The organism is Kribbella kalugense (assembly GCF_004365875.1).
GTDB lineage: Bacteria > Actinomycetota > Actinomycetes > Propionibacteriales > Kribbellaceae > Kribbella > Kribbella kalugense.
This window is the reverse complement of the sequence record NZ_SODF01000002.1, coordinates 1,924,643-1,951,633: the sequence shown is the minus strand read 5'-3', so window position 1 is coordinate 1,951,633 and position 26,991 is coordinate 1,924,643. Positions and strand designations below refer to the sequence as shown.

The 26,991-nt window shown below is 67.4% G+C and carries 24 protein-coding genes; 13 read left to right on the top strand and 11 right to left on the bottom strand.

The features are described from left to right. Position 1: 1 nt before the first annotated feature. The 7 genes from EV650_RS27190 (at position 2) to EV650_RS27160 (ending at position 7,882) form a co-directional block, all read left to right on the top strand. Complete coding sequence (locus EV650_RS27190; RefSeq protein ID WP_134121817.1) at positions 2-1,012, top strand: LacI family DNA-binding transcriptional regulator; 1,011 nt, start codon at positions 2-4, stop codon at positions 1,010-1,012. A gap of 93 nt (positions 1,013-1,105) precedes the next feature. Next, entirely contained in the window at positions 1,106-2,383 is a 1,278-nt protein-coding gene (locus EV650_RS27185; RefSeq protein ID WP_134121816.1) for an extracellular solute-binding protein, read from the top strand. A 12-nt stretch (positions 2,384-2,395) separates the two neighbouring features. Then, positions 2,396-3,337 carry a carbohydrate ABC transporter permease gene (locus EV650_RS27180; protein ID WP_134121815.1) on the top strand — a complete coding sequence of 314 codons (942 nt, stop codon included), beginning with the start codon at positions 2,396-2,398 and terminating at the stop codon, positions 3,335-3,337. Then, complete coding sequence (locus EV650_RS27175) at positions 3,334-4,206, top strand: carbohydrate ABC transporter permease (protein ID WP_134121814.1); 873 nt, start codon at positions 3,334-3,336, stop codon at positions 4,204-4,206. Before EV650_RS27180 ends, EV650_RS27175 begins: the two co-directional genes overlap by 4 nt. Positions 4,207-4,227: 21 nt before the next feature. After that, a complete protein-coding gene (gene arfA, locus EV650_RS27170; protein ID WP_134121813.1) occupies positions 4,228-5,727 on the top strand; it encodes an arabinosylfuranosidase ArfA in 1,500 nt (499 codons plus the stop codon). A 55-nt stretch (positions 5,728-5,782) separates the two neighbouring features. Then, positions 5,783-7,192 (top strand): Si-specific NAD(P)(+) transhydrogenase, encoded by a 1,410-nt coding sequence (sthA, locus tag EV650_RS27165; protein ID WP_202874922.1) that lies wholly within the window; start codon positions 5,783-5,785, stop codon positions 7,190-7,192. Positions 7,193-7,255: 63 nt separating this feature from the next. After that, positions 7,256-7,882 carry a TMEM175 family protein gene (locus tag EV650_RS27160; protein ID WP_166678285.1) on the top strand — a complete coding sequence of 209 codons (627 nt, stop codon included), beginning with the start codon at positions 7,256-7,258 and terminating at the stop codon, positions 7,880-7,882. On the opposite strand, the gene EV650_RS27155 is transcribed toward EV650_RS27160, so the two are convergent. Then, the gene (locus tag EV650_RS27155) at positions 7,791-8,306 is read right to left on the bottom strand and encodes a GNAT family N-acetyltransferase (protein WP_134121810.1); all 516 of its coding nucleotides are present in this window, start codon (positions 8,304-8,306) and stop codon (positions 7,791-7,793) included. The two genes, EV650_RS27160 and EV650_RS27155, sit on opposite strands and share 92 nt — an antisense overlap. 10 nt (positions 8,307-8,316) lie before the next feature. Further along, on the bottom strand, positions 8,317-9,024 hold the full coding sequence (locus tag EV650_RS27150) for a siderophore-interacting protein (RefSeq protein ID WP_134121809.1): 708 nt from the start codon (positions 9,022-9,024) through the stop codon (positions 8,317-8,319). A gap of 88 nt (positions 9,025-9,112) precedes the next feature. Here EV650_RS27150 and EV650_RS27145 point away from each other — a divergent pair, with 88 nt between their 5' ends. Next, positions 9,113-11,680 (top strand): GNAT family N-acetyltransferase, encoded by a 2,568-nt coding sequence (locus tag EV650_RS27145; RefSeq protein WP_134121808.1) that lies wholly within the window; start codon positions 9,113-9,115, stop codon positions 11,678-11,680. Here the strand turns inward: EV650_RS27145 and EV650_RS27140 are convergent. Next, the gene (locus EV650_RS27140; protein WP_134121807.1) at positions 11,670-12,488 is read right to left on the bottom strand and encodes an SAM-dependent methyltransferase; all 819 of its coding nucleotides are present in this window, start codon (positions 12,486-12,488) and stop codon (positions 11,670-11,672) included. The two genes, EV650_RS27145 and EV650_RS27140, sit on opposite strands and share 11 nt — an antisense overlap. Positions 12,489-12,653: 165 nt before the next feature. Between EV650_RS27140 and EV650_RS27135 the strand changes: the two genes are divergently transcribed. Together EV650_RS27135 and EV650_RS27130 are read left to right on the top strand one after the other, a co-directional pair. Further along, positions 12,654-14,240 carry an AfsR/SARP family transcriptional regulator gene (locus EV650_RS27135; protein WP_166678284.1) on the top strand — a complete coding sequence of 529 codons (1,587 nt, stop codon included), beginning with the start codon at positions 12,654-12,656 and terminating at the stop codon, positions 14,238-14,240. Between the two features lie 79 nt (positions 14,241-14,319). Further along, positions 14,320-14,967, top strand: coding sequence for a helix-turn-helix transcriptional regulator (locus EV650_RS27130; RefSeq protein ID WP_134121805.1), 648 nt, complete (start codon positions 14,320-14,322; stop codon positions 14,965-14,967). Here EV650_RS27130 and EV650_RS27125 read toward each other — a convergent pair whose 3' ends face one another. Further along, positions 14,968-15,537: a TetR/AcrR family transcriptional regulator gene (locus EV650_RS27125; protein ID WP_134121804.1), complete on the bottom strand. Its 570-nt coding sequence runs from the start codon at positions 15,535-15,537 to the stop codon at positions 14,968-14,970. A gap of 113 nt (positions 15,538-15,650) precedes the next feature. Here EV650_RS27125 and EV650_RS27120 point away from each other — a divergent pair, with 113 nt between their 5' ends. Beyond that, positions 15,651-16,517, top strand: a complete 867-nt coding sequence (locus EV650_RS27120; RefSeq protein ID WP_134121803.1) for an NmrA family NAD(P)-binding protein — start codon at positions 15,651-15,653, stop codon at positions 16,515-16,517. Between the two features lie 141 nt (positions 16,518-16,658). Here the strand turns inward: EV650_RS27120 and EV650_RS27115 are convergent, their stop codons facing one another. The 5 genes from EV650_RS27115 to EV650_RS27095 form a co-directional block, all read right to left on the bottom strand. Further along, positions 16,659-16,856: a hypothetical protein gene (locus tag EV650_RS27115; protein WP_134121802.1), complete on the bottom strand. Its 198-nt coding sequence runs from the start codon at positions 16,854-16,856 to the stop codon at positions 16,659-16,661. Between the two features lie 155 nt (positions 16,857-17,011). Next, positions 17,012-18,739 (bottom strand): malto-oligosyltrehalose trehalohydrolase, encoded by a 1,728-nt coding sequence (gene treZ / locus EV650_RS27110; protein WP_134121801.1) that lies wholly within the window; start codon positions 18,737-18,739, stop codon positions 17,012-17,014. A gap of 6 nt (positions 18,740-18,745) precedes the next feature. Beyond that, on the bottom strand, positions 18,746-21,178 hold the full coding sequence (treY, locus tag EV650_RS27105; RefSeq protein ID WP_166678283.1) for a malto-oligosyltrehalose synthase: 2,433 nt from the start codon (positions 21,176-21,178) through the stop codon (positions 18,746-18,748). Beyond that, positions 21,175-23,292 (bottom strand): glycogen debranching protein GlgX, encoded by a 2,118-nt coding sequence (gene glgX, locus EV650_RS27100; protein ID WP_134121800.1) that lies wholly within the window; start codon positions 23,290-23,292, stop codon positions 21,175-21,177. The genes treY and glgX overlap by 4 nt, the downstream gene beginning before the upstream one ends. Positions 23,293-23,355: 63 nt before the next feature. Continuing rightward, a complete protein-coding gene (locus EV650_RS27095) occupies positions 23,356-23,841 on the bottom strand; it encodes a TetR/AcrR family transcriptional regulator C-terminal domain-containing protein (protein ID WP_166678282.1) in 486 nt (161 codons plus the stop codon). Between the two features lie 174 nt (positions 23,842-24,015). Here EV650_RS27095 and EV650_RS27090 point away from each other — a divergent pair, with 174 nt between their 5' ends. Then, positions 24,016-24,774, top strand: a complete 759-nt coding sequence (locus tag EV650_RS27090) for a S1 family peptidase (protein ID WP_134121798.1) — start codon at positions 24,016-24,018, stop codon at positions 24,772-24,774. Here the strand turns inward: EV650_RS27090 and EV650_RS27085 are convergent. After that, complete coding sequence (locus EV650_RS27085; protein ID WP_134121797.1) at positions 24,771-24,992, bottom strand: hypothetical protein; 222 nt, start codon at positions 24,990-24,992, stop codon at positions 24,771-24,773. The genes EV650_RS27090 and EV650_RS27085 overlap by 4 nt on opposite strands. 63 nt (positions 24,993-25,055) lie before the next feature. On the opposite strand from EV650_RS27085, the gene EV650_RS27080 reads away from it, so the two are divergent. Continuing rightward, positions 25,056-25,424 (top strand): cupin domain-containing protein, encoded by a 369-nt coding sequence (locus EV650_RS27080; RefSeq protein WP_134121796.1) that lies wholly within the window; start codon positions 25,056-25,058, stop codon positions 25,422-25,424. Here EV650_RS27080 and aceB read toward each other — a convergent pair. Continuing rightward, positions 25,421-26,986: a malate synthase A gene (aceB, locus tag EV650_RS27075; RefSeq protein WP_134121795.1), complete on the bottom strand. Its 1,566-nt coding sequence runs from the start codon at positions 26,984-26,986 to the stop codon at positions 25,421-25,423. The two genes, EV650_RS27080 and aceB, sit on opposite strands and share 4 nt — an antisense overlap. Between the last annotated feature and the right edge of the window lie 5 nt (positions 26,987-26,991).

Here is a 26,991-nt window from a genome sequence, read left to right as displayed (position 1 = left end):
CATGGCGGTGACCATGCGCGATGTCGCGCGCGAGGCCGGGGTGTCCCCGAAGACGGTCTCGAACGTGATGAACGGGTACCCGTACATCCGCGAAGAGACGCGGACCAAGGTGCTCGCCGCGATCGATGCCCTCGGCTACCGGATGAACATCTCCGCCCGGAACCTGAAGTCCGGGCGGACCGGCATCATCGCCCTCGCCGTGCCTGAGCTGAGCAACCCGTACTTCGCCGAGCTCGCCGACGCGGCCATCGAGGCCGCCGGCGAGCACGGTCTCACCGTGATGATCGAGACCACCGGCGCCGACCGGGATCGCGAGCTGACCGCCCTCGCTCGGCCGCGCGGTCACCTGGTCGACGGCCTGCTGTACAGCCCACTCGGCCTCGGCCCCGAGGACGTCGACCAACTACGGACGCCGACCCCGATGGTGCTGCTCGGCGAGCGGATCTTCCACGGCCCGGTCGACCACGTGATGATCGACAACGTCGACGGCACCAAGGCCGTCGTACGACACCTGCTCGACCAGGGCCGGCGCAAGATCGCGGTCATCGGCATCCGACCCGGCGAGGCGGTCGGCACCGCCGCCATCCGGTACGGCGCTTACGCCGAAACGCTGGCGGAGTACGGCGTCACCGTGCCGACGGATCTGGCTGTGTCCGGTGGGAAGTGGCATCGGTCGAGCGGGGCGGACGCGATGGAGGAGCTGCTCGCGACCGGCCAGAAGTTCGACGCGGTCCTTGCCCTGAACGACACGCTCGCACTCGGCGCGGTCCGGGCCCTCACCGCTCACGGGATCAGGATCCCGGACGACGTCGCGGTAGCCGGTTTCGACAACATCGACGAGGCCAGCTTCAGCAGCCCGACCCTGACCACGGTCGACCCGAATCGCGTCCACATCGCCCGGACCGCGGTCGACCTGCTGGTCAAGCGGATGGCCGGCGACGACTCCGAGCACCACGAGATCATCGCGCCGTACCAGCTGCACCTCCGCGAATCCACCGTCGGCGTCGACTGAGCTATTGACGCTCCCCGACCCGCCGGGCATCATCTCTACACCGATGTAGTACACCGATGTAAATCCGTCGCTCCACTCCGCCCTGGAGGACTGATGACCAACGTCCGCCCCCGGCGCCGAGCAGTACTTGGTGGCATGCTCGGCGCCCTCGCACTCACCGGCTGCGGTGCCCTCGGCGGTAAGCCCAGGGTCCGCGAATGGAACCTCTTCGGCGGCGGTGACGGTGCTCGCCTGCTGCAGATCCATCAGCAGTACGTCGCCGAACACCCCGACGTGCGGTTCTCGGCAACCACGCTCGCCTGGGGCCCGCCGTTCTACACCAAGCTCGCGATGTCGGCGACCGGTGGTCGGGCGCCCGAGGTCGCGACGATGCACATGTCCCGGCTGAAGGGATTCAGCCCGACGACGATGCTCGACCCGATCCCGGTCGACCTGCTGACCGCCGCCGGGGTGCACGAGTCCGACTTCCTGCCGGCCACCTGGAACCGCTGTGTCATCGACGGCAAGTTGTACGCCGTCCCGCTCGACCAGCACCCGTTCGTCCTCTACTACAACCTCGAGATCTGCAAGAAGGCCGGCCTGCTCGGACCCGACAACAAGATCAAGACCGTCAAGGGCGTGACTGCGTTCCTTGACATGCTCCGGGCCGTCAAGGAGACCACCGGCAAGTACGCCGTCTCGGTGGACACCACCAGCCCATGGCGGCTGTGGTACACGCTGTACGGCCAGCTCCAGGGTGAGTTCTTCAGCCCGGACGGCAAGGAGCTGGTGATCGACGACGCCAAGGCGCTCGAGGCCCTGGACCTGATCGCGAAGCTCGCCAGTGAAGGGCTCACGCCGCGGTCGGCGAACTACGCGGCCCTGGTCGCGCAGTTCACCAACGGCGAGGCGGGAATGAGCTTCAACGGCGAGTGGGAGGTCACGACGTACCAGACCGCGAAGCTGCCGTTCAGCATGGCGCCGTTCCCGGTGGTGTACGACGTCCCGAAGTTCCAGGGGGACTCGCACACCTTCGTGCTGCCGCACCAGGCCCACCGGAACGCCGACGACACGAAGGCGACGATCGAGTACATCGCGTGGATGCTGAAACACAGCGTCGGGTGGGCGGCCGGCGGCCACATCCCGGCGTACCAGCCGGTGGTGAAGAGCACGGAGTACCTGAATCTCAAGCCGCAAGCGGAGTACCGCAGCGTCGCCCCGAACGTGCTCTACGACCCGGACGCCTGGTTCAGCGGCTCGGGATCCCAACTGGAGAACGAGTCGGCGGCAGCCTTCAGCGGGATCGCGACCGGACAGGCCACCGCGAAGGGAGCGCTCGCCCAGTTCAAGGCAGCCATCCAAAAGCTGCTCGACACCCCGTCCCCGGTCTGAAAGGAGGCCATCATGGCTGTGCAGACACCACCTCGTGCCCTCAGTACCACCCGACCGGCCGCACCGAAGCCGGGCGCTGGCCGCCCGTGGATGGAGCGTTGGGGCGGGCTGTTCTTCGTCGCCCCGTTTCTATTGCTGTTCGCGGTCTTCCTGGTCTGGCCGACGATCAACGGATTCTGGAACAGCTTCTTCAACACCAGTCTCGCCGGGGTCAAGCAGGAGTTCCTCGGCCTGCAGAACTGGCGGGAGATGTTCGGCGACCCGGCTGTCTGGTCGTCGCTGAAGAACACGCTCGTCTTCACCGCGATGAGTACGCCGCCACTGGTGATCGTCGCGCTGGTGATGGCCCTGCTCGCGAACCGGAAAGGCTTGCTGGGCTGGCTGTTGCGGTTCTCGTACTTCGCTCCGTTCGTCCTGCCGGCCACCGTCGTGACACTGATTTGGGTATGGATCTACCAGCCCGGATTCGGACTGGTGAACGGGCTGCTGACGTCGGGTGGGTTCGCCGAGATCGACTGGCTGAACACCGAGAACCGGGCCATGCTCGCGGTGGTGATCACGACCGTCTGGTGGACGGTCGGGTTCAACTTCCTGCTCTATCTTGCTGCTCTGCAAGGGATTCCGGCCCAGGTCTACGAGGCGGCCGCGATCGACGGCGCGAACGGCCGGCAGCAGCTGTTCCGGATCACGCTACCGCTGCTGAGCCGGACCACCGGGCTGATCGTCGTACTGCAGTTGGTGGCATCGCTGAAGATCTTCGACCAGATCTACCTGATGACGAACGGCGGGCCGAACTACGCGACGCGGCCGATCATCCAGTACATCTACCAGTCCGGCTTCACCAGCTACCGGATCGGCTACGCGTCGGCGATCTCCTACCTGTTCTTCGCGATCATCGTGATCGTCTCGGTCGCCCAGTTCAAACTCTTCTCCGGCCGAAGGGACGCGGCATGACGACGATCACGATGCCCACCCGCTCCGCGCCGAGCGGACCGGTCGAACCGCGCTGGACCTACCCGAAAGTGGCAAGCGTCGTCGGCGCGGTGATCCTCGCCGTGCTCTGGCTGGTCCCACTCCTGTGGGCGCTCGACACCTCGCTCAAGCCCGAGCCAGAGACGACCCGGGCGCCGATCACCTGGTTGCCTCAGGCACCGACTGTCGAGGCCTACCGGAGCGTCATCGAACAGGGCGACCTGATCCGCTGGTTCCTGAACAGCACAGTAGTCTCGGTCCTGGTCACCGGGCTGACGCTGGTCGTCTCGGTGCTGGCGGCGTACGGCTTCTCCCGGACGCACTTCCCCGGCCGGCGGGTGCTGTTCGGGCTGATGATCGCCGGCATCCTGGTGCCGCCGCAGGTGCTGATCGTGCCGCTGTTCCAGGAGATGACCGGGCTCGGCCTGGTCGACACCTACTGGGGCATCGTGCTGCCGCAGGTGGTCGCGCCGGTGATGGTGTTCGTGCTGAAGAAGTTCTTCGACGGCATCTCCCGCGACTACGAGGACGCCGCCCGGGTCGACGGCGCGCCCCGGTGGCGGATCGTCTGGAGTGTGATGGTGCCGATGTCGCGGCCGATCCTCGTTGCCGTCGGAATCTTCACCTTCATCGGGGCCTGGAACAACTTTCTCTGGCCCTTCATCGTGACCACCGACCCGTCGATGATGACGATCCCGGTCGGTCTGGCCAACGTGCAGGGCTCGTACGGCCTGCGCTACGCCCAGATCATGGCGTCCGCCGTGCTGGGCGGTCTTCCATTGCTGATCGTCTACGCCCTGTTCCAGCGTCACGTCGTCCGCGGTGTCGGCGACGCCGGAATCAAGGGCTAGACCCACGACAGGAGCAACCTGGTGCCCTCTGCCAACCTGACCATCGACCCCGCGTTCACGATCGCGCCCGTGAACCGCCGTACCTTCGGAACGTTCGTCGAGCACATGGGCCGGTGCGTCTACACCGGCATCTACGAACCCGGCCATGCGACCGCCGACGAGGACGGCTTCCGCAAGGACGTGCTCGAGCTGACCCGCGAACTCGGCGTCTCGCTGGTCCGGTACCCCGGCGGCAACTTCGTCTCCGGCTACCGCTGGGAGGACGGCGTCGGCCCGCGGACCGATCGGCCCCGGCGGCTCGATCTCGCCTGGCACAGCATCGAGACGAACGAGTTCGGCCTGGACGAGTTCAGCCGGTGGTGCGCCAAGGCCGGCCTCGAGCCGATGATGGCGATCAACCTCGGGACCCGCGGTGTCCAGGAGGCGCTCGACCTGCTCGAGTATACGAACCACCCGGGCGGTACGGCGTTGTCCGATCTCCGCGAGCAGCACGGCGCAGCGCCGTACGGGATCAAACTGTGGTGCCTGGGCAACGAACTGGATGGTCCGTGGCAGGTCGGCCACAAGACACCGACGGAGTACGGGCGACTGGCCGCCGAGACCGCGCGGGCGATGCGAATGGTCGAGCCCGATCTCCAGCTGGTCGCGTGCGGTTCCTCGTCGTCCGCGATGCCGCTGTTCGGCACGTGGGAGCGTGATGTGCTCCGCGAGACGTACGACTTCGTCGACTACATCTCGTGCCACGCGTACTACAGCAACGACGACGGCGACACGGCCTCATTCCTGGCCTCCGCGGTGAACATGGACCGCTTCATCGATGCGGTGATCGCGACCGCCGACCATGTCGGCGCGGAGCTGAAGAACAGCAAGAAGGTCGGCATCTCGTTCGACGAGTGGAACGTCTGGTACAAGGATCGATCCCGGCTGACCGATGGGCCGCACGATCAGTGGGAGGTCGCACCGCGACGGATCGAGGACGAGTACAACGTTACCGATGCCGTTGTCCTAGGCAACCTCCTGATCTCGTTGCTCCGGCACAGCGACCGGGTCGCGGTCGCTTGCCTCGCGCAACTGGCCAACGTGATCGCGCCAATCATGACCGAGCCCGGCGGCCCGGCCTGGCGGCAACCGACCTTCCACCCGTTCGCGATCACCTCCCGACTCGCAACCGGCCAGGTCCTCCGGGTCGAGACCGAGTCACCGCTGACCACGACAGAGAAGTACGGCGACGTACCGGCCGTCGACGCGGTCGCGACGTACGACGAAGGACGACTGGCTCTCTTTGCCGTGAACCGGTCGACCGAGGGTCCTGTCGAGATCACTGTCGACATCAGCCGAGCCGGAGTGACCAGGATCGACGAGGCGTTGATCATGCACGACGAAGACGGGCTCGCGACGAACTCGGCCGAGCACCCCGATCGGGTCACTCCACGCCCGGCCGAAGCCCGGCTGCAGGACGGCAAACTGACCGTTACGCTCCCGGCCATCAGCTGGACAGCTGTTTCACTGTCGACTGACTGACCCCGCTGTACCAGACTGGGTGCCCTGTATGCGCCCAGTCTGGTGGGGAGATCCGATGTATGACTACGACCTCGTGGTGATCGGTTCGGGTCCGGGCGGGCAGAAGGCCGCGATCGCCGGTGCGAAGCTGGGTAAGCGGGTGGCGGTGGTCGAGCGGATCTCGATGCTCGGCGGCGTCTGCGTCAACACCGGCACGATCCCGTCCAAGACGCTGCGCGAAGCAGTGCTGTACCTGACCGGGATGGCGCTGCGCGACCTGTACGGCGCCAGCTACCGGGTGAAATCCGACATCACCATCGCCGATCTGATGGCCAGGACCCAGCATGTCGTCGGTCGCGAGGTCGAGGTGGTCCGGTCCCAACTGCTCCGCAACCACGTCGAGTTGCTTCACGGTACGGCGAGCTTCGTCGACCCGAACACGGTTCAGGTGACCGGATCCGGGCGTGGTGAGACCAGCGTGGTCACCGCTGAGAAGTTCGTGATCGCCACCGGCACCCGGCCGGCGAGACCGCCGCAGATCGAGTTCGACAACCGGCACGTGCTCGACTCCGACGCGATCCTCCAGCTCGAAAAGGTACCGAGCTCGATGGTCGTCGTCGGCGCCGGCGTGATCGGGATCGAGTACGCGTCGATGTTCGCCGCGCTCGGGACCCGGGTGACGGTGGTCGAGAAGCGCGACCGGATGCTGGAGTTCTGCGATCCCGAGGTGGTCGAGTCGCTCAAGTTCCATCTCCGTGACCAGGCGGTCACGTTCCGGTTCGGCGAGGAGGTCGAACGGGTGGAGGTCTCCGACCGCGGCACAGTCACCTCGCTGGCCAGCGGCAAGCGGATCCCGGCCGAAATGGTGATGTACTCCGCCGGCCGGCAGGGCGTGACCGACGAGCTGAATCTGCCCGCCGCCGGACTCGAGGCGGACGCACGCGGCCGGATCAAGGTGGACGAGCACTACCGGACCACGGTCGAGCACATCTACGCCGTCGGTGACGTGATCGGCTTCCCCGCACTCGCCGCGAACAGCATGGATCAGGGCCGACTGGCGGCGTACCACGCCTTCGGTGAACCGGCCCGCGAGCTGGCCGGGCTGCAGCCGATCGGCATCTACACGATCCCCGAGGTCTCGTACTGCGGTGCCACCGAGGAGGAGTTGACGCGCTCGTCGGTGCCGTACGAGGTCGGCGTCTCCCGGTACCGCGAGCTGGCCCGTGGGCAGATCCTCGGCGACACCTACGGAATGCTCAAGCTGCTCGTCTCGACCGAGGACCGCACCCTGCTCGGCGTCCATGTGTTCGGCACCAGCGCGACCGACCTGGTCCACATCGGCCAGGCGATCATGGGCTGCGGCGGCACGGTCGACTACCTGGTCGACACCGTCCTGAACTACCCGACCCTGTCCGAGGCCTACAAGGTCGCCGCCCTCGACGTGACCAACAAAATCAGAGCTCTCGATGCTTTCGGGACAGAATGATTACGCTGAAGGCGATCAGTACGATCGCCCGTTCACCGGTGTAGTAGTTCAGACTGTGTGGCCGTGAGTACCCAGACCAATCTTGCGGAGACCAACCGGCTGGAAGCGTTCAGTGACGGCGTCTTCGCGATCGCGATCACCCTGCTCGTCCTCGAACTGCACAGCCCCGAGCTCGAGGAGGGTCAGCGGCTGTGGCCTGCCCTGGTGAACGAGTGGCCCCAGTTCGCGGCGTACCTGACCAGCTTCGCGATCCTCGGCATCATGTGGGTCAACCACCACTCGATGTTCCGGCAGATCAAACGCGCCGACCGCGGGCTGATGTTCCTCAACCTGCTTCTGCTGCTGTGGGTCACGCTGCTGCCGTTCCCGACCAGCATGTTCGCCGAGCACCTGGAAGACGACTCGATCAACGCCAGCGTCGCCGCCGCCGTCTACAGCGCCAACCTGACGCTGGCCGCGATCGCCTTCAGCGCGATCTGGTGGCACGTACTGCGCAACCATCTGGTCGACCACGACATGAACAAGTCCCAGGTACGCAAGTCGTTGATCAGGTACTCGTTCGGCACCGTGATCTACGCGGCGTGCATCGGGGTGTCGTTCATTTCGGCTCAGGTGACGCTGCTGATCGTCTTCCTGCTGGCGTTGTACTACGGCTTCGAGCAGATCCGGACTCGCGGCGAAACTGGGTGATGTGGATGCCGGGGGCAACTTCGATCTGACCGAGCTCGGTGTAACCGCGGGCCTTGTAGAGACTCACTGCCGGAGTGTTGGCGCTCCCGGTCGAGACGAGGCTGATCGGTCGCGGCTCCAACTGGTCGAGGTGGTCGAGCAGCGCCCGGCCGTGGCCTCGACGAGCATGAGCCGGATCGACGATGAGCCGGCTGATCTCGACCGAGTCAGGTGCTAGTTCGTAGGCAACCGCGCCGACGAGCACTGTCCCGTCGTACCGCCCGAGCCAGTGCTCGGTGGATGACATGAGACCGGCGAGGTCCTCCTGCAGCGGTGGGATGCCGTCGAATCCGATCAGCTCGGCCTCGACGGCGTACGCCGCGTGCTGGATCGCGAGCAACCGCTCGGCGAGCGTCCGGTCGGTGAGGTCGAGCGACGTGATCACGCCGGTCAGGCTACGCGGCCTTCCAGTAACCGAGGGACTTCACCCGATGCTTCGGTACGGCGAGGTCCTTGAGGACGTACGACGTCAGGGTGCGGGTGGTCGCGGTGTCGCAGGCGATCCAGACGAACGGGTCGGGGCCGGCGAGGTCTCGCAGATCGGCCTTCACGTTCTCGACCAGGTCGGCGCGCGGCACTGTCCGTAGGTCGTGGTGATCCGGGTCGATCCGGAACGGGAGCTTGTGATCGAGGTCGTGAGTGGTCTCGAACCAGATCGTGGTCGGGACCTTCGGGGCGACCTCGAGGAGCGAGTTGATGGCGGGCAATGAAGCTGGGTCGCCGATGACCAGCATCCGCTGCGGTAACGGGTCAGGTACTTCGAAACCGGTGCCCTGCACGGTCGCCTCGATGGTGTCGCCGGGCTCGCACTTGCGGGACCAGTCGCTCGCGCACCCGTCGTGCAGCGCGAACTCCAGCCTGAACGTGCCCGCCTCGACGTCCGGATCGACCAACGTGTACGCGCGCTGATGCGGCCTGCCTGCGTTGTCGAACCAGAGCCGCACCCACATGGTCGGGTGTACGCCGATCAGCTCGAGGAGACCGCCGTCGGTGAAATGCACGCGGCGGTAGCGCTCGGTGACCTGTTCGGCACCCGTCACGGTGAAGACGAAGTCCTTCGCCCGGAACAGCTTCAGCACTACGCCTTCCCAGCCATGCCTCACGATGGACCTCCAGCGAGAATGCTCTTGCGGTGGTGGATTGCTGCTGAGTAAGTTAGCGCAGCCTAACCTAACTGAAACGAGGCGCGTTGTGAATGCGAGGGTGTTCCGGGACAGGTACGGCGTGCCGCAACTTCGGGCCGGCGACCCCCTCGCGTTGGTGTATCTGCAGGGCGTGAACGCGGCCCGGGATCGGGCTTGGCAGATCGAGTTCGAGCGGCGGCGGTACCTCGGGACGACGGCCGCGTTCCTCGGTTCGGAGGGGGCTGGGTGGGACGTGTTCGCGCGCCAGGCCCGGCTGGCGGACACGGCTCAGCGCTGTTTCGAGGCGCTCGACGACGAGACGCGGGAATGGGTCACGGCGTACGTCGAGGGCGTGAACCACGCGCTGCCCGGTGGGGCGGCGCGGGCCCCGGAGTTCGCGGAGACCGACCTGACGCTGCAGAAGTGGGAGCCGTGGACGCCGCTCGGGATCTGGCTGGCGGTGCACGTGATGTTCGCGGGGTTCCCGTCGAAACTGTGGCGGACTCATGTTGCGCGACATCTCGGCGAGGACGCGCTCGACCTGTTCTCGTCGGAGGGTCCGCATGGGGCCGGGAGCAACGGTTGGCTGATCCCTGGGTCGCACACGGCCACGGGGCAAGCGATCGTGGCGGGCGATCCGCATCGCTACATCGAGAGCCCGGGCGTCTACCAGCAGATCCGGCTCACGTGCCCGGAGTACGACGTACTAGGTCTTGCGATGCCCGGCATTCCTGGCCTCGCTCACTTCGGGCACACCGGCGGGGTCGCGTGGGCGATCACGAATGCGATGGCCGACTACCAGGACTTGTACGACGAACAGCTCCGCCGGACCGGCCCTGGCGTGGAGGCGTTGGGCCCTGATGGTTGGAAGCCGGCATCCGTCCACACTGAGGTGGTGGAGGTCGCCGGGGCCGACTCGATCGAGGTCGAGGTGATCGAGACTGAGCGCGGTCCGATCATCCAAGACGGCATCAGTCTGCGGTATCCGCCGCGTGTGACCGGTCGGCTTGGTTTCGAGGCGATGGCGAAGTTGCTGCGGGCAACGACAGTTGATGATGTCGACGCGGCGTTCGACGACTGGGTGGAGCCGGTGGACGTGGTGATGGCGGCTGACACCGCGGGCGGGCTGCTGCATCGGACGGCGGGGCTCGTACCTCGGCGGCACCCGAGCAACAGGCTACGGATCGTGCCGGCTTGGGAGGCCGCGCATCAGTGGGACGGTTGGCACGACCCGATGCCGCGCGAGGACGTGAACGGGCCCGTGGTGATGGCGAACGCGCGTGAGTTGGCGGCTCCCCTGGGCGTCGAGTTCGCGGCGCCGCACCGCTCGCACCGGATCCGTGAACTGGTGAACGCCCGCAGCGACTGGTCCGTCGACGAGATGTCGGACATCCATACCGACACGTTCCTCGGCTCGGCCGGCTCCATCCTCGATCTCCTTGATCTTGAGGACCTCTCGCCGGAAGCCGTTGCCCTCCGCACCGAACTGCTGAGCTGGGACCGCCGGATGGACGCCGCGAGTACGACGGCCTCGTCGTACGCCGCCGTCCGCAAGGCACTCGTCTCCCGGCTCACCGACCACTTCGCGATCCTCGAGAACGCCGAGGTCGCCGAGGTGTTCATGCCATGGATGGATCCGCTGACGCACGTCTCATACGCGCTCGAGAATCTCCTCGCTGCCGACCTGATCCCGGACGTCAATGTCGGTTGGCTAGCGCGGGAAGCGCTGGAAGAGGTTGCCGCTCGCAAACCGCGGCCGCCGTGGGGCGAGACTCATCAGCTCGCGCCTCTGCATGCGTTGCGTGGGCCGGTGTTCGCGCCGGATGAGGAGCCTTTCGACCTTGGGTTGTCCGGTGATCACCATTGCGTGATGTCGACGTCGAGCCTGCCTGGGCTGACCGATGTTTGCATCCGGGCTTCGGCGGCGCGGTACGCCTGGGATCTGGCGGATCGGTCGGCCAGCCGGTGGGTGGTGCCGCTCGGGGCGTCCGGCGTACTCCGCGATCCGCATCATCATGATCAGTTGCCGCTGTGGTTGCGAGGTGCGCTGGCGCCGGCTGACGGGGAGGTGGCGCGGGAGGAGCTGGGTTTCTCGGCTGCCGTCGACGGGTTCGGCACGGTGCGGATTGAGGAGGCAGATCCGTCGCGGGATCTCGATCTGATCTATGAGTGGGTGACGGCGGAGCGGGCCAATTTTTGGGGGATGGGGGCGTTGTCGCGGGAGGAGATCGCTGCGACGTACGAGTTTCTGGATTCGGTGCCTACGCATCACGTGTACGTCGTGCGGGTGGACGACGTACCGGTTGCGCTGTTGCAGACGTACGATCCGCAGGCCGATCCGGCTGGGGCGGCGTACGAGGTCCGGGCTGGGGATCTTGGGGTGCATCTGTTGATCGCGCCTGGGGAGGCGCGGGCAGGGTTCACCGGGAATCTGGTGGCGGTGCTGGGCCGGTTCGTGTTCGAGCATCTGGGGAATCCGCGGATCGTGGTCGAGCCTGACGTACGCAATACGCGGGCGATCGAGCGGTTTCAGCGCAGTGGTTTTGTGCTCGGGCCGGAGGCCAAGATCACGCAGCCGGACGGGACGACGAAGACGGCTCAGTTCGCCTTCCTCAGCGCCCCGGCTAGTTCTTGATTGCGAGGACCGCGGCGATCAGGCGCTGGTAGTCGGTCAGGTCGTCCGGCGGCTCGGGGTTGCGCCACTCGGAGGCCGGGACGATGCCGGGCTCCTGGACGGTGAAGCCGTCGCCGAAGAGGGCGAGGATCTGGTCGTCGGTGCGCCAGCGGCCGCGGCCGAGGGAGCCCTGCAGGACCTGCTCGAGCTCCTGGCTGCGCGGCTCGTCCTCGCGGCGGAAGTGGCTGATGAAGACGTGGCTGCCGGGGACGATCCGGTCCCGCCAGAAGGCGACGATCGCGGCCGGGTCCTCGTCGTCGTTCACGTGGTGCAGGGTGGCGCTGAAGATGATGGCGACCGGCTTGCCGAAGTCGATCAGCCGCACGGTGTCGGGGTGCTCGATGATCGCCTTCGGCTCCCGCAGATCGGCCTGGATCACCGTGGTGTTGTCGTTCTCGGCGAGCAACGCGCGGCCGTGCGCGAGCACGATCGGGTCGTTGTCGACGTACACCACCTTCGCGTCCGGCGAGTACCGCTGGGCGACCTGGTGCACGTTGTCGGCCGTCGGCAGCCCGCTGCCGAGGTCGATGAACTGCCGGACCGGCGTGTTCGTGACGATCTCGCGGACCGCGCGGATCAGCGCGCCGCGGTTGTCGTAGGCGATCACCCGCGACCCGGGCAGCTCGTTGATGAACCGGTCCCCGAAGGCGCGGTCCACGGCGAAGTTGTCCTTGCCACCGAGCAGGTAGTCGTAGGTCCGGGCGATACTCGGCTTCGTCGTGTCGAAGCCCGGGTACGACGTGTTCCCTTGCTCGCCTGCGTCGGCCATCGCGCCCAATCCTTCCTGAAGGCAACAGCCTTCCTGTCGAGACAGATGTCACTCTATGCGACCCGGAAACTACCTCGCTTCCGACCCCGGCCAGTCGCGACCTGGGATAGCGCGCCGTCCTCGCGTGTCATCAAAATGTCATCGGCTGCCCGGATCGTATGTTTCATGAACGGTCACGCAGCGCACTCACCAGACCGGTTGAGCTTCCGGGTGCTGGGCCCGCTCGAGGTCGACGGCCCCGACGGACACCCGCTGGACCTCTGCGGCGGCAAGCCGGCGACCGTGCTGACCCTGCTCCTGCTGCACCGCAACGCCTGGGTCAGCACCGAGCAGTTGGTCGACGCGGTCTGGGCCGGACGGGACGTGCCCGCCTCCGCGCAGAACAACCTGAAGACGTACGTCTGGCAGCTCCGTCGCTCGCTGCCCGACGAGCGGATCGAGAGCCGCCCGGGCGCTTATCGGGTCCGCGTCCTCCCCGGTGAGTTGGATGCCGACGACGCCGCCGACCTGTGCGACCAGGCCCGCGACCTACTCGGCCGGAAGAGAGCGGCGGAGGCGATCACCGCCGTCCAACACGCGCTCGAGCTCTGGCGGGGTGTGCCGTACGACGGTCTGACCGACGCGACCTCCGCGGTCGACCGGCTCATCGAGCTGCACCGAGCGCTGCGTGAGGACCTGGCGGACGCCCAACTCCTGCTTGAGCGGCCGGCCGAGGCGATTGCCGTACTGCGTGCGCTCACCGAGGAGGAACCGCTCCGCGAACTGGCGTGGGCTCGGCTGATGGCGGCGTACCGCCAGGTGGGACGACGGAACGACGCGCTGGCGGCGTACCAGCGCGCTCGGACCGCGTTGGTCCGCGATCTGGGGATCGAGCCAGGCGCCGAGCTGACCGCTCTGCACCAGCAGATCCTCAGCGAGGAGGCTCGCCCGATCAGTCCGCTTCTGGTGAGCTCGAACCTGCCGCCGCGGGTCCCCGGGTTCGTCGGCCGCGAGCCCGAGCAGCAAGCGCTGCGCGGTGTGAGCGGCGTAGTCACGATCGACGGGATGCCGGGGATCGGCAAGACCGCGTTCGCCCTCGAGGTCGCCGCCGCCTCGGGTTTCGAGACCCAGCAGTACGTCGACCTGCACCGGCCGACCTCGTTGTCCTCGGCAACGGGCCTGCTGATCCTGGACAACGTCGAGAACGCGGATCAGATCCGGCACCTGCTGCCGAACGACACCAACGCACTGGTGCTGGTGATCAGCCGCCGCCGGCTGGCCGACCTGGACCGAACGGCCGCGATCACCCTCGACGTACTGGCTCCGGCGGAGGCCGCGCGGCTGACGGACATCGAGCAGATCCTCAACTGCTGCGGTGGTCATCCGGGTGCGATCCGGCACCTGGCCGAGCGGCTACGCAACCGGCAACCGTGGACCGTCGCCCGGATGGCGGGCCGCCTCGAAGACCAGCCGGCCCGCTGTCAGGCGTTGGCGGAGGTCCTGGCTCGCTTCGACTCGGCGTACGACGCTCTGCCCGGACCGGCTCAGCGGCTCTACCGGCTGATCGGGATGACGCCACGGTTCGACCTCCGGCAGGCTGCACGGCTCACCGGCACCGATCGGCCCGACGCCGAGCTGATGGTCGATCAGCTGATGGACCTCAACCTGGTCACCGAGCCGGCGCCAGGCCGGTTCGAGATCGGCTCGGTCATCCGTGATCACACCAGCCAGCTGATGATGGTCAGCGGGCCGCAAGCGGAGCTCGTCGCATGAGGCCGACCGCGATCGGGACACCGTTGGCCCAACCAAGGGTTCATCTCGCCGCCACGCTACCCCTGGGGGTTGCTCTCTCATGACTGTGACCATGCTCAACCGGCCTTCCGGTTTTCACCAGATTCCCGTTCGTGGCGGGCTTGCCGAGCTTCTCGCCTCTGCGGAGGACGAGGTGATCGCGATGAGCAGTCTGACCCCGGCCGGTCCGACGTTCGGGCCGCGGGAGGTCAAGCACGGTGTGCGCTACCGGGCGATCTTCCCCGACGACGCGCGGACCACGCCGACCATCGGCCGGCATCTCGGCGCGCTGTCGCTGGCAGGCGTCGCGGTTCGGACGATCCCGCACGTGCCGATGAACGTGATCGTCATCGACGGCTCGGTCACGGTCCTGCCCGCTGACACAACCAACGGCAGCGTCGCGGTACTGCGGTTGACGAGCGTCGTGGCCACGGCTCTCGAACTGTTCGAGCGGATCTGGCCGGACGCCGTACCGCTGGCCGACAGCGACCTACCCGACGAGGCCGACCTGTCGCTCCGCGAGCAGGAGATGCTGCGTCTGCTGGCCCTGGGCGCAACCGACGAGGTCGCCGCCGCACACCTCGACATCTCGGTCCGGACGGTACGGCGAATGGTCGCGCAGATCATGAACCGCCTCGGTGCCCGCAGCCGCTTCCAAGCCGGCGTCAAGGCCGCCGACCGCGGCTGGCTCCTCGAGCGAGCGTCGTGATCAGTGCGGCGGGGTGATCGGGTCGAGTCCGGAGACGACGAGTTCCAGTAGCCGCACGGTCTGGTTGGGAGTTGGGCTCTGCGCGCCGGCCCAGGCGACGCCGGCGGCCAGGGCCATGAGCTCTTCGATCGTCAGGTCGGCTCGGACCGCGCCTGCCTGCTGGGCCGCTGCCAGCAGTGCACGGCCAGAGTCGCGGACGCCGAAACAGGAAGCATGCAAGGCGGAATCCTCGTCCTGCAGCGCCTCGAGAACGGACTCGGGCAGGCCGCGGTAGCGGGCCGAGCTTTCGGCGAAGTCGCGCAGCCACGTGAGCAGAGCGTCCCGGGGGTCGCCCTGGCCGGTGAGGGCAACGGCCTGCTCCCGCAACCGGTCGAAGCCGTGGCCGAGGACGGCCTCGATGAGGGCCTGCCTGGTCGGGAAGTGCCGGTAGAGCGTGCCGATGCCGACACCGGCGCGGCGGGCGACATCGCGCAGCGACGTCGCGGTGCCGTGCTCGGCGAAGGCCTCCCGCGCGACCGCGACCAACTGGTCGCGATTGTGCCGGGCATCGGTGCGCGTCACCTCGGACATCGCGGGTCGCCTCCTCGGCTCGATAGACACCGGAGCAGTGCTCCGGTACGGTGTGGTTCATCGGACCGGAGCAGTGCTCCGGAGGACTTCAGCCTAGCAAGGGAAGCGATCGTATGACGAGGATCATCTTGGTGACCGGCGCCACCGGACACCAGGGCGGCGCCGCGGTACGGCACCTGCTCGCCGACGGGTGGCACGTCCGGGCGCTGGTGCGCGATGCCGGCGCCCCGAAGGCCAAGGCGCTCGCGGAGGCGGGCGCCGAGCTGGCCGTTGGGGACATGGCTGACCGCGCTGCCCTGGATGCGGCCGCCGCCGGCGTGCATGGCGTGTTCAGCGTTCAGCCCGCCGCGACACCGCCGTACAACAACATCGACGAGGTCGCGATGGGCGTGAATGTTGCCGACGCAGCCCTGGCGGCAGGCGCGAAGCAGCTCGTGTACACGTCGGTCGGCGCGGTCGAGGGTGCGGCCGGTATTCCTAGCTGGGACACGAAATGGCGGATCGAGGAGCACATCCGGGCCATCGGCGTACCGGCGACGATCCTGCGGCCGGTGATGTTCATGGAGAACCACGCCTCAACGATGGTCGGCGCCTACAGCGACTTGGCCATGCTTCGGGTCATCCCGGACGACGCAACCGTGCAACTGATCGCGGTCACCGACATCGGCGCCCTGGCTGCGCTCGCCTTCGCGGACCCGGAGAGCTGGCTCGGCGAGGTGATCGAGATCGCTGGCGACGAGCTGCCGCGGCGGAGCATCGCGGACGCGATAGCCCGGGCCACGGGGCGTCCGGTCGATCTGTCGCCGCTGCCAGCGGAGAAGGTCGCGGCGCTGCTCGGCGGCGCCAAGAACGCGCGGATGAGCCCGAAGTTCGCCGGCTGGGACGCCGACATTCCCGCGCTCCGCAAGCGGTATCCGGACCTGATGGACTTCGCCACCTGGCTCGACCGCGAGGGCGCAGCCCTCTTCCGGGACGTTTGAGGGGTTAACCCCTCAGCTGGTCGGTTGCCCCGGCGGATTCTCAGGGCGCAACCGACCATCTCAGGGGTTGACCCCTGAGATGGTCAGGGCTGAGTGGTGCTGGACGGTGACCTGGTCTGGCGGGCCCTGCCACCGGTGGTTTCAGTTCAGCGTGCTCTTGGGTACTTCGCGGTCCCGGCCGGATGGTCGGCGCTCACGGGCCGTGTTGTGATGCGGGTGATCTGCGGTGCGCGGGGCCGGGCAGACGGGGCCGCGACGGATCGGGCCGCCGCCCAGTTTCCGGCTCTTCCACTGCTTCTCGTCGTAATCGTAGTAAGTGTCGACGCCTCCGACTGTCATGTGGTCCTCCCTGGAAACCCCCGTCCCCTGCTGGCCCATCTACAGTCCGTCACGATGCCGTCGCAGGCAAGCGATTCCGGAAATCACCACTGATCAACACGGTCGAACGCAAGGTTCTGTTGGTTTGACCCACTAATGTGCACCGTTGGAAAGTCTCAGACGGAGACGATCGCAACGCCGTGACCGGGCAACCACAGCCCGTCGACGGTCAGTTCGGCCGCACCGAACGACATCACCAGGTACGACGGGAGGTCGTCGACCGGCACCACGGCATCGGCGGCGGCCAGATTCGCGACCACGCGGAGACTACCGCGCGTCACCACCAGCCAGGCTCCGGCCGGATCGAACGAGATACGAGTCGATTCGAGCCGGTCGTCGCGCAGCTCCGGCATCCGGGCCCGGAACGTGAGCAGGTGCCGGTACCAGGTCAGTACGTCGTGATGCGGCGACTCGTCCAGCTCGGACCAGTCGAGCACCGAACTGCGCCAGGTCTCGGGGTCCTGCGGGTCCGGGATCTGATCTGCGTCCCAACCGAACTCCGCGAACTCCCGCCGCCGCCCGGTCCGGACCGCGTCGGCCAGCGCGGGCTCGTCGAAGTCGGTGAAGAACCGCCAGGGCGTCGAGGCGCCCCACTCCTCCCCCATGAACAACATCGGCGTGTACGGCGACGTCAGTACCAGCGCGGCCCCGATCGCGAGCTGGCCCGGCGTCAGGGCCGGCCGATCGCCCAGTGCCCGGTTGCCGATCTGGTCGTGGTTCGACGTGTAGGCGAGGAACTGACCGCCCCGATGCGTGCGCGGGTCGACCGGGCGCCCCCAGTTCTTGCCGCGGAACGTCGAGTACGTCCCGTCGTGCAGGAACACCCGGGTCAGCGTCTTCGCGAAGACGGCCGGGTCACCGAAGTCCACGTAGTACCCAAAGCGCTCGCCGGTCAGCAGAGCGTGCAGTGCGTGGTGGAAGTCGTCGCTCCACTGCGCGGTCATGCCCATCCCACCTGCGGACACCGGGTCGACAGTGCGCGGATCGTTGAGGTCGGACTCGGCTACCAGACCCAGCGGCCGTCCGAGTTCTCCCGAGAGCGCTGCTGTCTCAGTCGACAGTTGCTGGAGCAGATGGGTCGGGCTGTCGTCGACCAGCGCGTGTACGGCGTCCAGCCGCAAGGCGTCGAGGTGGAAGTCCCGGAACCAGCGCAGTGCGTTGTCGCAGATCCACCGCCGTACTTCGGTGCTGCCGGTGTCGTCCAGGTTGACCGCCGGACCCCACGGGGTGGAGTGCTTGTCGGTGAAGTACGGACCGAAGCTGGCGAGATAGTTCCCGCTCGGGCCGAGGTGGTTGTAGACCACGTCGAGGCAAACAGCCAGTCCGGCCTCGTGGCACCGGTTGACGAACCGCTGCAGCGCCTCCGGTCCGCCGTACGGCTCGTGGACCGCGTAGAGGTCCACACCGTCGTACCCCCAGCCCTGTACGCCGGGGAACGCGGCGACCGGCATCAGGGAGACCACTTCTACTCCCAGCACGACCAGGTAGTCCAGGTGCTCCGCAGCCGCGTCCAGCGTCCCTTCCGGCGTGAACGTGCCCAGGTGCAGCTCGTAGAAGACCGAGCCGCGCACGTCCCGGTCCGTCCAGCTGTCATCGGTCCAGTCGAACCGGTCTGCGTCGAAGACCCGGCTGGACCCATGCACCCCGTCCGGCTGCCACGGGCTGCGCGGATCGGGCAGCGGGTCGCTTCCGTCGACGGAGTACGCGTAGTCGGTGCCGTGGTGGGCCTCGACCACCTTGCGTTCCCACCAGCCGTCGGTGGTCCAGCGCATCGGCAGGACGCCGTCGTCCAGTACCAGGTCGACCTTGGTTGCCTTAGGCACCCAGACACGGAAGGTGTGCATCGGCGATCAGCTCCTGACCAGCAGGGCCACCGGCAGGTCGGTCAGCAGGTCCTCGATCCGGGCTGCGCCGCTGCCGACCTCGCGACCGGTCAACACGTTCTTCCACTGGCCGCTCGGCAGTACGACGGTGCTGTCACCCCAGCCACCCAGTCGCTGCAGTGCGGCGGGCAGTCTGGTCGCCACGGTGATCACGGCATCGCCACGTGCGAACGCGACCGCATGACCGTTGGACGTGGGGAGCGGCGTGTAGCTGCCGGCAAAGGCGTCCGGGTACTGCCGACGGACGCGGAGTGCTCGCGAGGTGATCAGCAGCTTCTCGTCAGACAGGTCGTCCGGTTTACCACCGTCATCCAGCCGCTGCAGCCGCTCGATCCGCTGCTGGTAGTCCACCGGCCGCCGGTTATCCGGGTCGACGAGAGACAGGTCGACCAGCTCGGTCCCCTGATAGACATCCGGTACGCCGGGCATCGTGAGCTGGACCAGCTTCTGGCCAAGGGTCGCCGCGCGGACGTAGGCGGTCTGCTCGTCGGCAAAGCGGCGTACCGACTTGAGGACACTCTCGTCCTGCAGGACCGCGTTCGCGAAGGCAGCGACCGTCTGCTCGTACTCCTCGTCCGGTGAGGTCCAGGAGGTGTTGCGCTTGGCCTCGCGGATCGCCTTGAGCAGATAGGCCTGCATCCGGTCCTCGGCGAGCGGTCCGTCGTCCCACGTCCCGAACAGCGTCTGCCAGAACAGGTACTCCGTACTGCCGTCCAGCAACGGATTCCGGTGATCTTCCGACAGGCGGCGCCAATCCCGGACCGCTTCGGACCAGGCTGCGGGCTGCTCTGACAGCACACCGAGCCGCGCCCGTACGTCCTCGGACCGCTTGGTGTCGTGCGTGGACAGCGTGGTCATCGACTTCGCCCAGTGCCGGTTCAGTCGGGTCGCGTACGCGTGGAACTCCTCCGGCGTGACACCGAAGTGCTCCGGATCCCCACCGACCTCGTTGAGCGACGACAGCCGGAACCACCGGTAGAACGAGGTGTCCTCGACGCCCTTGGCCATCACCGGACCACACGTCTGCTGGAACCGCACAATCAGCTCGGCCCGTGCCCGCTCGTCGATGGTGCTGGTCTCTCGACCCAGCAGGAGATGCAGTACTAGGTCCAGCGTGGCCTGCCGGTCCTCGTCCAGGTTCGCGCGTGCCTTCTCAGCCGCCCGCTCCATCGCAGCTACCGCCGTCGGCGGCGCCTCTTCACCAGGTACGACGTACGCCCGGTAGACGTCGAAGTGGACGAGTAACTCGGCGACGACCTCGTGGAACGCCCGCCTGGTGTGGTCCCGCAGTCGAACGTCGTCCTGGCAGATGCGAGCCAGCAACTCGACCAGTCGATGCACCTCGGCGTACTGGTTGTTCTGGACGACCTCGCGCTTCGCCTCCTCCACAACCGACCCGAAGTCGGCCGGTGCGCCGGTGAGCTCAGAGTGCAGCGCTGCGAGCGGTGCGGCACCGGATGGGTCGACGAACAGGCCGCCGACCCGGAGCAGTGCGTCGTACCCAGTGGTGCCGGCGCAGGGCCAGTCACGCGGGAGGTCCTCGTCGCCCTCGAGGATCTTCTCCACCACGACCCACGCGCCGCCGGTGCGCTCGGCCAGTCGACGCAGGTAGCCGCGTGGGTCCGCCAGACCGTCCGGATGATCGATGCGGAAGCCGTTGAGCTTGCCTTCGTGCAGCAGGTCGAGCAGAAGCTGGTGCGTCGCGTCGAAGACCTGCTGCACCTCCTGACGGATGGCAGCGAGGGTGTCGACGTCGAAGAACCGCCGGTAGTTCAGCTCCTCGTCAGCGACCCGCCAGTGCGCCAGGCGGTACCACTGCTCCGTCACCAGCTCCTCGATCGGCAGCTCCTCGGTGCCCGGCCGCAGCGGGTACTCGTGCTCGTAGTACCGCAGTACGTCGCCGTCGATGGACAGCTCGTTGTCCGCCAGCACCTTGCCGATCCGCTGACCCAGGACCGCCATCAGCAGCGGCTGGTTCCCCGAACCCCAGTCCACGTCGAACCACTCGGCGTACTGCGAACTCGGGCCGAGTCGCAGCACCGACCACAGCGCCTTGTTCAGACTGGCCGGTGTCGGTACGGCGACATGGTTCGGTACGACGTCCGCCACCGCACCCATCCGGCTCTCCGCCAGCCGGGCAGCCAGTCGATCGAACGCGGGCCGGCCGCCCATCGGCTCGGACAGCCGGCTGTGGTCCACCACGTCGTACCCGTGGGTGGAACCGGGTGCGGCCTGGAGGATCGGTGACAGGTAGGCGTGCGAGATCCCGAGGCTCTCCAGGTACGGGACTACCGCCGCGGCGGCGTCGAAGCCGAACTCCGCGCGGAGCTGGAACCGGTAGGTGGCCTGCGGGCCACCGGGACGGTGAGGTGCTGAGGAGGGAATCCCGCCAGTCGTCACTGAGCTCCCCGTCGCGGCCGGGTCAGGACCAGCATGCCGTGGTCCTCGATCCGGATCGTGCTGCCCGCGATGTGCTCGCCTTCCTCGGCTCGACCGGTCGGCCTGATGGTGTCCACCACCACGGACCACGCCTCGCCGAACTTCTTCTCGGGCAGCAGGAAGTCCTCCGGCTCGTAGTTGCTGTTCAGCAGGATCAGGAACGAGTCGTCCACCACCGGTTCGCCGCGCGGATCCGGCTCGGAGATGGCGTCACCGTTCAGGAAGACGGCCACCGCGCGGGCGTCGTCGTGGCTCCAGTCCCCGTCCTGCATCTCCTGACCGTCGGGAGTGAACCAGACCAGGTCGCCCAGCCCGTCGACCCCCTGGTCGCCGTGGAAGAACCGGCGGCGGCGGAACACCGGGTGCTCGTTCCGCAGCCGGACCAGCCCGCCGGTGAACTCCAGCAGGTCCTGCTGCTCCTCGCTCAGATCCCAGTTCACCCAGGCGAGCTCGTTGTCCTGGCAGTAGACGTTGTTGTTGCCCGACTGGGTGCGGCCCAGCTCGTCGCCATGGGCAAGCATCGGAACACCCTGCGAGATCAGCAACGTGGCGAGGAAGTTGCGCTGCTGCTTGGCCCGCAGCCTCACGACGTCGGGGTCGTCGGTCGGACCCTCGACGCCGCAGTTCCAGGAGCGGTTGTGGCTCTCGCCGTCCTTGCCGCCCTCGCCGTTCGCCTCGTTGTGCTTCTCGTTGTACGAGACCAGGTCGCGCAGCGTGAAGCCGTCGTGCGCGGTGATGAAGTTGATGCTCGCCAACGGGCGGCGGCTGTCGTCGCGGTACAGGTCCGACGAGCCGGTCAACCGCGAGCCGAACTCGGCCAGCGTGTACTTCTCGCCCCGCCAGAAGTCGCGGACGGTGTCGCGGTACTTGCCGTTCCACTCGGTCCACAGCGGCGGGAAGTTGCCCACCTGGTAGCCGCCGTCGCCGACGTCCCACGGCTCGGCGATCAGCTTCACCTGGCTCACCACCGGATCCTGCTGGACCAGGTCGAAGAACGCCGACAGCCGGTCCACTTCATGGAACTGGCGGGCCAGCGTCGACGCGAGGTCGAACCGGAAGCCGTCCACGTGCATCTCGGTGACCCAGTAGCGCAGCGAGTCCATGATCAGCTGCAGCACGTGCGGATGCCGCATCAGCAGGCTGTTCCCGGTGCCGGTGGTGTCGTAGTAGTGCGACTTGTCCGAGTCCACCAGCCGGTAGTACGCCGCGTTGTCGATGCCCTTGAACGACAGCGTCGGGCCGAACTCGTTGCCCTCCGCGGTGTGGTTGTAGACGACGTCGAGGATGACCTCGATGTCGGCCTCGTGCAGGGCCTGCACCATCGTCTTGAACTCGGTCACCTGCTGCCCCCGGCCGCCCAACGAGGAGTAGGCGTTGTGCGGGGCGAAGAAGCCGATCGTGTTGTAGCCCCAGTAGTTGGACAGGCCCCGCTCCTGCAGGTGCCCGTCCTGGGCGAACTGGTGCACCGGCATCAGTTCGATCGCGGTCACCCCGAGGTCCTTGAGGTGCTCGACGATCGCCGGGTGCCCGATCCCGGCGTACGTGCCGCGAATCTCCTCCGGCAGTGCCGGGTGGGTCTTGGTCAGGCCCTTGACGTGCGCTTCGTAGATCACCGTCTCGTGGTACGCGTGCCCCGGCGGGCGGTCGTTGCCCCAGTCGAAGAACGGGTTGGTGACCACGGAGAGCATCGTGTGCTCACGGTTGTCCATCGTGTTCAGTTCGTCCGGCTTGGCGAACCGGTAACTGAACAGTGACTCGTCGGCGTCGACCTGCCCGTCGATGGCCTTCGCGTACGGGTCGAGCAGCAACTTGGACGGGTTGCAGCGATGCCCCTCGGACGGGTTGTACGGTCCGTGCACCCGGAATCCGTACCGCTGCCCCGGCTGGACCGCGGGCAGGTACGCGTGGTGGACGAACCCGTCCACCTCGGTCAGCTGCACCAACTGCTCGGTCCCGTCGTCACCGATCAGGGCCAGATCTACTCGTTCAGCTACCTCCGAGAACAGCGCGAAGTTCGTCCCGGAGCCGTCGTACGTGGCTCCGAGAGGGTAAGGACGACCAGGCCATTTCTGCACCTGATGACAGTAGCCACCTCCGACGTTGGAGACCTCATCGGTCGGAGTTTTGGGTGCGAGTGTTCATTCGGCGCGGGTGATGCCGTCGAGGATGCGGTGCAGGCCCCAGAGGTACTGCTCGGTGGTGATGAAGCGGGCCATCGTCGGGACCGCCGCGGCGGAGCGCGGGAAGACCTCGGCGGGGATCTGCTCGTAGGTGGCGCGACGGCGGGCGACACGGGCAGTTTCGGACGGAAGCGGCCCTGGATCGGTCTCGTCGGAGACCTCGAGCGCGATCGAGCCGAGCACGTAGACGATCAGCAGGTACGTCGACCGCGCGGCCTCGACCGGATCGACGCCGGAGTCGATCAGGAGACCGAGCAGGCGCTCGTTGAGTGTCGTCGTACGGGGACCGTCCATCGGGCCGCTCATCAGCAACGCGCCGGCGCCGGGGTGGGCGACCAGGTTGGCTCGGACGTCGAGGGCGAGGGCCTCGATCCGGTCCCGCCAGGGCTTGCTCTCGTCCGCGAAGCCGCCGCTGTCGGCGTCGCCGAGCAGCTTCTCGATCAACGCTGCGAGCGCGCTGTATCTGACGAACCAGGCGACATCATGGCGACGGCGATCCCCGGGTTCCCGACCTGGGATGCGGCCGGACTGGTCGGGAGTACGGCGTGGGGGCTGTGGACCGTCCCGCTCAGTGTGGGACTTTACTTGCAGCGATCGTCGTCTCACGTGGAGTAGTGGATGTTGAAGCGGGCTGCAGTTCTTGTCGGGATCCTGCTGGCTGTGACGGCCGGGGCGAAGCCGGTGGTGGTCGGGGGAACGCTGGCGAGTGTGACTGAGGCGCCGTGGGCGATCGCGCTGAACAACACCCAGTCGGCAGCGTCCAGCGGGCGGTACTGCGGGGCCGTTCTGGTGGAGCCGGACAAGCTCGTGACCGCCGCGCACTGCATGGACGAGGATGTGTCGACGTACTACGCGGTGCAGGGGCGAGCCGATCTCGGCGACGACTCGGTCGGGCGGGTGTCGGCGATCAGCAAGGTGTGGATCCACCCCGGGTACAACACGAAGGACAACCGCTACGACTTCGCCGTACTCACGTTGAGCAAGCCGTTCACGGGAGTGCCGGTGCTGCCGCTGGAGACCCGGGCGCGAGCTGATCGCGCGGGCGTCGTACCGACTGTCTACGGGTGGGGCGACACGCAAGGGACCGGGCCGGACGAGACGCTGCAGAAGGCGGCGGTACCGGACCTCGGCGACAAGACGTGCCTCGCGAACCAGAGCTACGTCGCCAACGGGTACGCCGCCGTGACCAACGTCTGCGCGGGCTATCTGAAGGGCGCGATCGACGCCTGCCAGGGTGACTCAGGTGGGCCGCTGGTCCTGAACGGTCGTCTACTCGGCGTCGTCTCTTGGGGCGAAGGTTGCGCCCAGCCCGGCGAGCCCGGCGTCTACGCGCAGATCGCCCCCGCCGCCAAGGCGCTGCAAGCCCAGCTCCGCTAGAGGACCGCGCCTCGTGGGGCGATCTCGAGCGCGGCGACTCCCCGCGCGAACAGCACCATCATCCGGTCGCCGTGTCTGCACCGGAGTGCGCCGCCCTCGCCAGTGAGCGTCGAGACGGCGTGCTCGATCAGCACGTCCTCCGCCACGCCGGGCTCCTCGTAGGCGACATCCAGGTGATCACCGCTCGTCAGCCGGATCCGCAACACAATCCTTGCCATGACCGCACCCTACGCGCCGACCCGCTGGTCGCGGCAGCCTTCGAACGAAGGCAGACTGTTGCCATGGCCGAACCGGTTCGCGTGATCAAGGCAGGCGACCTGGTGGCCGCCGACCCGACCTCCGGCATGCTCCGGATGCGAGCCTTCGAGCTCCCGATCCTGTGGGCCGGCCAGGTGGTCACCGAGCCCGGCGCGATCTCCGGCTGGCACCACCACGACAAGAACGAGAGCAGCCTCTACATCGTCCGCGGCGTACTCCGCCTCGAATTCGAAGGCTCCGACGAGTACGTCGACGCCGTAGCCGGCGACTTCATCCACGTCCCCGCCTACACAATCCACCGCGAAAGCAACCCCTCCGCCGCCCCGTCCCTAGCAATAATCGCCAGAGCCGGCGGCGGCATCCCCACCGTCAACGTAGACCCACCCCACTAGGCGAAGCGGTTGTAGGCGGGGAGGGTTAGGAAGTCTACGTAGTCTTCGGCGAGGGTTACTTCGAGGAAGAGGGCTCGGGCTGATTGGTAGCGGAGGTACTGGTCGAGTTTGTGGATTTCTTCGTCGGCGATGCGTTCGACGAATTCGGTGGTGACGGTTTCGCCGGTGTCGAGGACTACGCCGTTGCGGCGCCACTGCCAGATCTGGGAGCGGGAGATCTCGGCCGTGGCGGCGTCTTCCATCAGGTTGAAGATGCCGACGGCGCCGGTGCCTTCGAGCCAGGCAGCGAGGTACTGGATCGCCACGCTGACGTTGTTGCGGAGGCCGGCCTCGGTCACGGAGCCCGGGGTGGCCGCGACGTCGAGCAACTGGTCAGCGGTGACGTGGACGTCCTCGCGGAGCTTGTCCAGCTGGTTGGGTCGGTCGCCGAGCACCGAGTCGAAGACCGTACGGCAGGTCTCGACCATGCCGGGGTGCGCGACCCACGAGCCGTCGAACCCGTCGCCGGCCTCGCGGGTCTTGTCGGCCTCGACCTTCGCGAACGCCTGCTCGTTCACCGCCGGGTCCTTGCTCGGGATGAACGCCGCCATCCCGCCGATCGCGTGCGCGCCGCGCTTGTGGCACGTCCGCACCAGCAGCTCGGTGTACGCGCGCATGAACGGCACCGTCATCGTCACGCTGTTCCGGTCCGGCAACTGGAAGTCCTTGCCGCGGGTCCGATGCGTCTTGATCACGCTGAACATGTAGTCCCAGCGGCCCGCGTTCAGCCCGGCGGAGTGGTCCCGCAGTTCGTACAGGATCTCTTCCATCTCGAACGCGGCCGGATACGTCTCGATCAGCACGGTCGCCCGGATGGTCCCGCGCGGGATCCCGATCGTGTCCTGCGCCGTCACGAACACGTCGTTCCAGAGCCGCGCTTCGAGGTGCGACTCCATCTTCGGCAGGTAGAAGTACGGTCCTTGCCCGCGAGCGAGCTGCAGCTCGGCACACGCAGCGAAGTACAACGCGAAGTCGACCAGTGAACCGCTGACCGGCGAACCGTCGACCAGAATGTGCTTCTCCGGCAGGTGCCAACCACGCGGGCGTACGACGATGGTCGCGAGCTCCTCGTCCGGCTTCAGGGCGTAGCTCTTCGCGTCGGTGCTGAAGTCGATCCGCCGGGTGATCGCGTCGAGCAGGTTCAGCGGTCCGCCGACCACGTTCTCCCAGGTCGGCGTGTTCGCGTCCTCCTGGTCGGCCAGCCAGACCTTCGCGCCCGAGTTCAGCGCGTTGATCGTCATCTTCCGGTCGGTCGGCCCGGTGATCTCCACCCGCCGGTCGACCAGGCCCGGGGCGGCGGGCGCGACCCGCCACTCCGGGTCGTCCCGGACGTCCTTCGTCTCCGCCAGGAACCCCAGCGACGCACCGGCCGCGATTTCCGCGACCCGCTCCGCGCGACGGGCGAGCAGCTCCTGCCGCCGCCCGTCGTACTCCCGGTGCAGCGTCTCGATCAGCCCGAGCGCACGCTCGGTGAGAATCTCGTCGTACCGCTCGTTGATCGGGCCGGTGACGTCGACTGGCACTTAGG

Coding starts and splice junctions, on each gene's coding strand:
- EV650_RS27190 (WP_134121817.1), top strand. CDS start 2: ATGGCGGTGACCATGCGCGATGTCGCGCGCGAGGCCGGGGTGTCCCCG.
- EV650_RS27090 (WP_134121798.1), top strand. CDS start 24,016: ATGTTGAAGCGGGCTGCAGTTCTTGTCGGGATCCTGCTGGCTGTGACG.
- EV650_RS27085 (WP_134121797.1), bottom strand. CDS start 24,992: ATGGCAAGGATTGTGTTGCGGATCCGGCTGACGAGCGGTGATCACCTG.
- EV650_RS27135 (WP_166678284.1), top strand. CDS start 12,654: ATGAACGGTCACGCAGCGCACTCACCAGACCGGTTGAGCTTCCGGGTG.
- EV650_RS27080 (WP_134121796.1), top strand. CDS start 25,056: ATGGCCGAACCGGTTCGCGTGATCAAGGCAGGCGACCTGGTGGCCGCC.
- EV650_RS27185 (WP_134121816.1), top strand. CDS start 1,106: ATGACCAACGTCCGCCCCCGGCGCCGAGCAGTACTTGGTGGCATGCTC.
- EV650_RS27175 (WP_134121814.1), top strand. CDS start 3,334: ATGACGACGATCACGATGCCCACCCGCTCCGCGCCGAGCGGACCGGTC.
- EV650_RS27140 (WP_134121807.1), bottom strand. CDS start 12,488: ATGGCCGACGCAGGCGAGCAAGGGAACACGTCGTACCCGGGCTTCGAC.
- sthA (WP_202874922.1), top strand. CDS start 5,783: ATGTATGACTACGACCTCGTGGTGATCGGTTCGGGTCCGGGCGGGCAG.
- EV650_RS27115 (WP_134121802.1), bottom strand. CDS start 16,856: ATGACAGTCGGAGGCGTCGACACTTACTACGATTACGACGAGAAGCAG.
- EV650_RS27130 (WP_134121805.1), top strand. CDS start 14,320: ATGACTGTGACCATGCTCAACCGGCCTTCCGGTTTTCACCAGATTCCC.
- EV650_RS27180 (WP_134121815.1), top strand. CDS start 2,396: ATGGCTGTGCAGACACCACCTCGTGCCCTCAGTACCACCCGACCGGCC.
- EV650_RS27120 (WP_134121803.1), top strand. CDS start 15,651: ATGACGAGGATCATCTTGGTGACCGGCGCCACCGGACACCAGGGCGGC.
- treZ (WP_134121801.1), bottom strand. CDS start 18,739: ATGCACACCTTCCGTGTCTGGGTGCCTAAGGCAACCAAGGTCGACCTG.
- EV650_RS27125 (WP_134121804.1), bottom strand. CDS start 15,537: ATGTCCGAGGTGACGCGCACCGATGCCCGGCACAATCGCGACCAGTTG.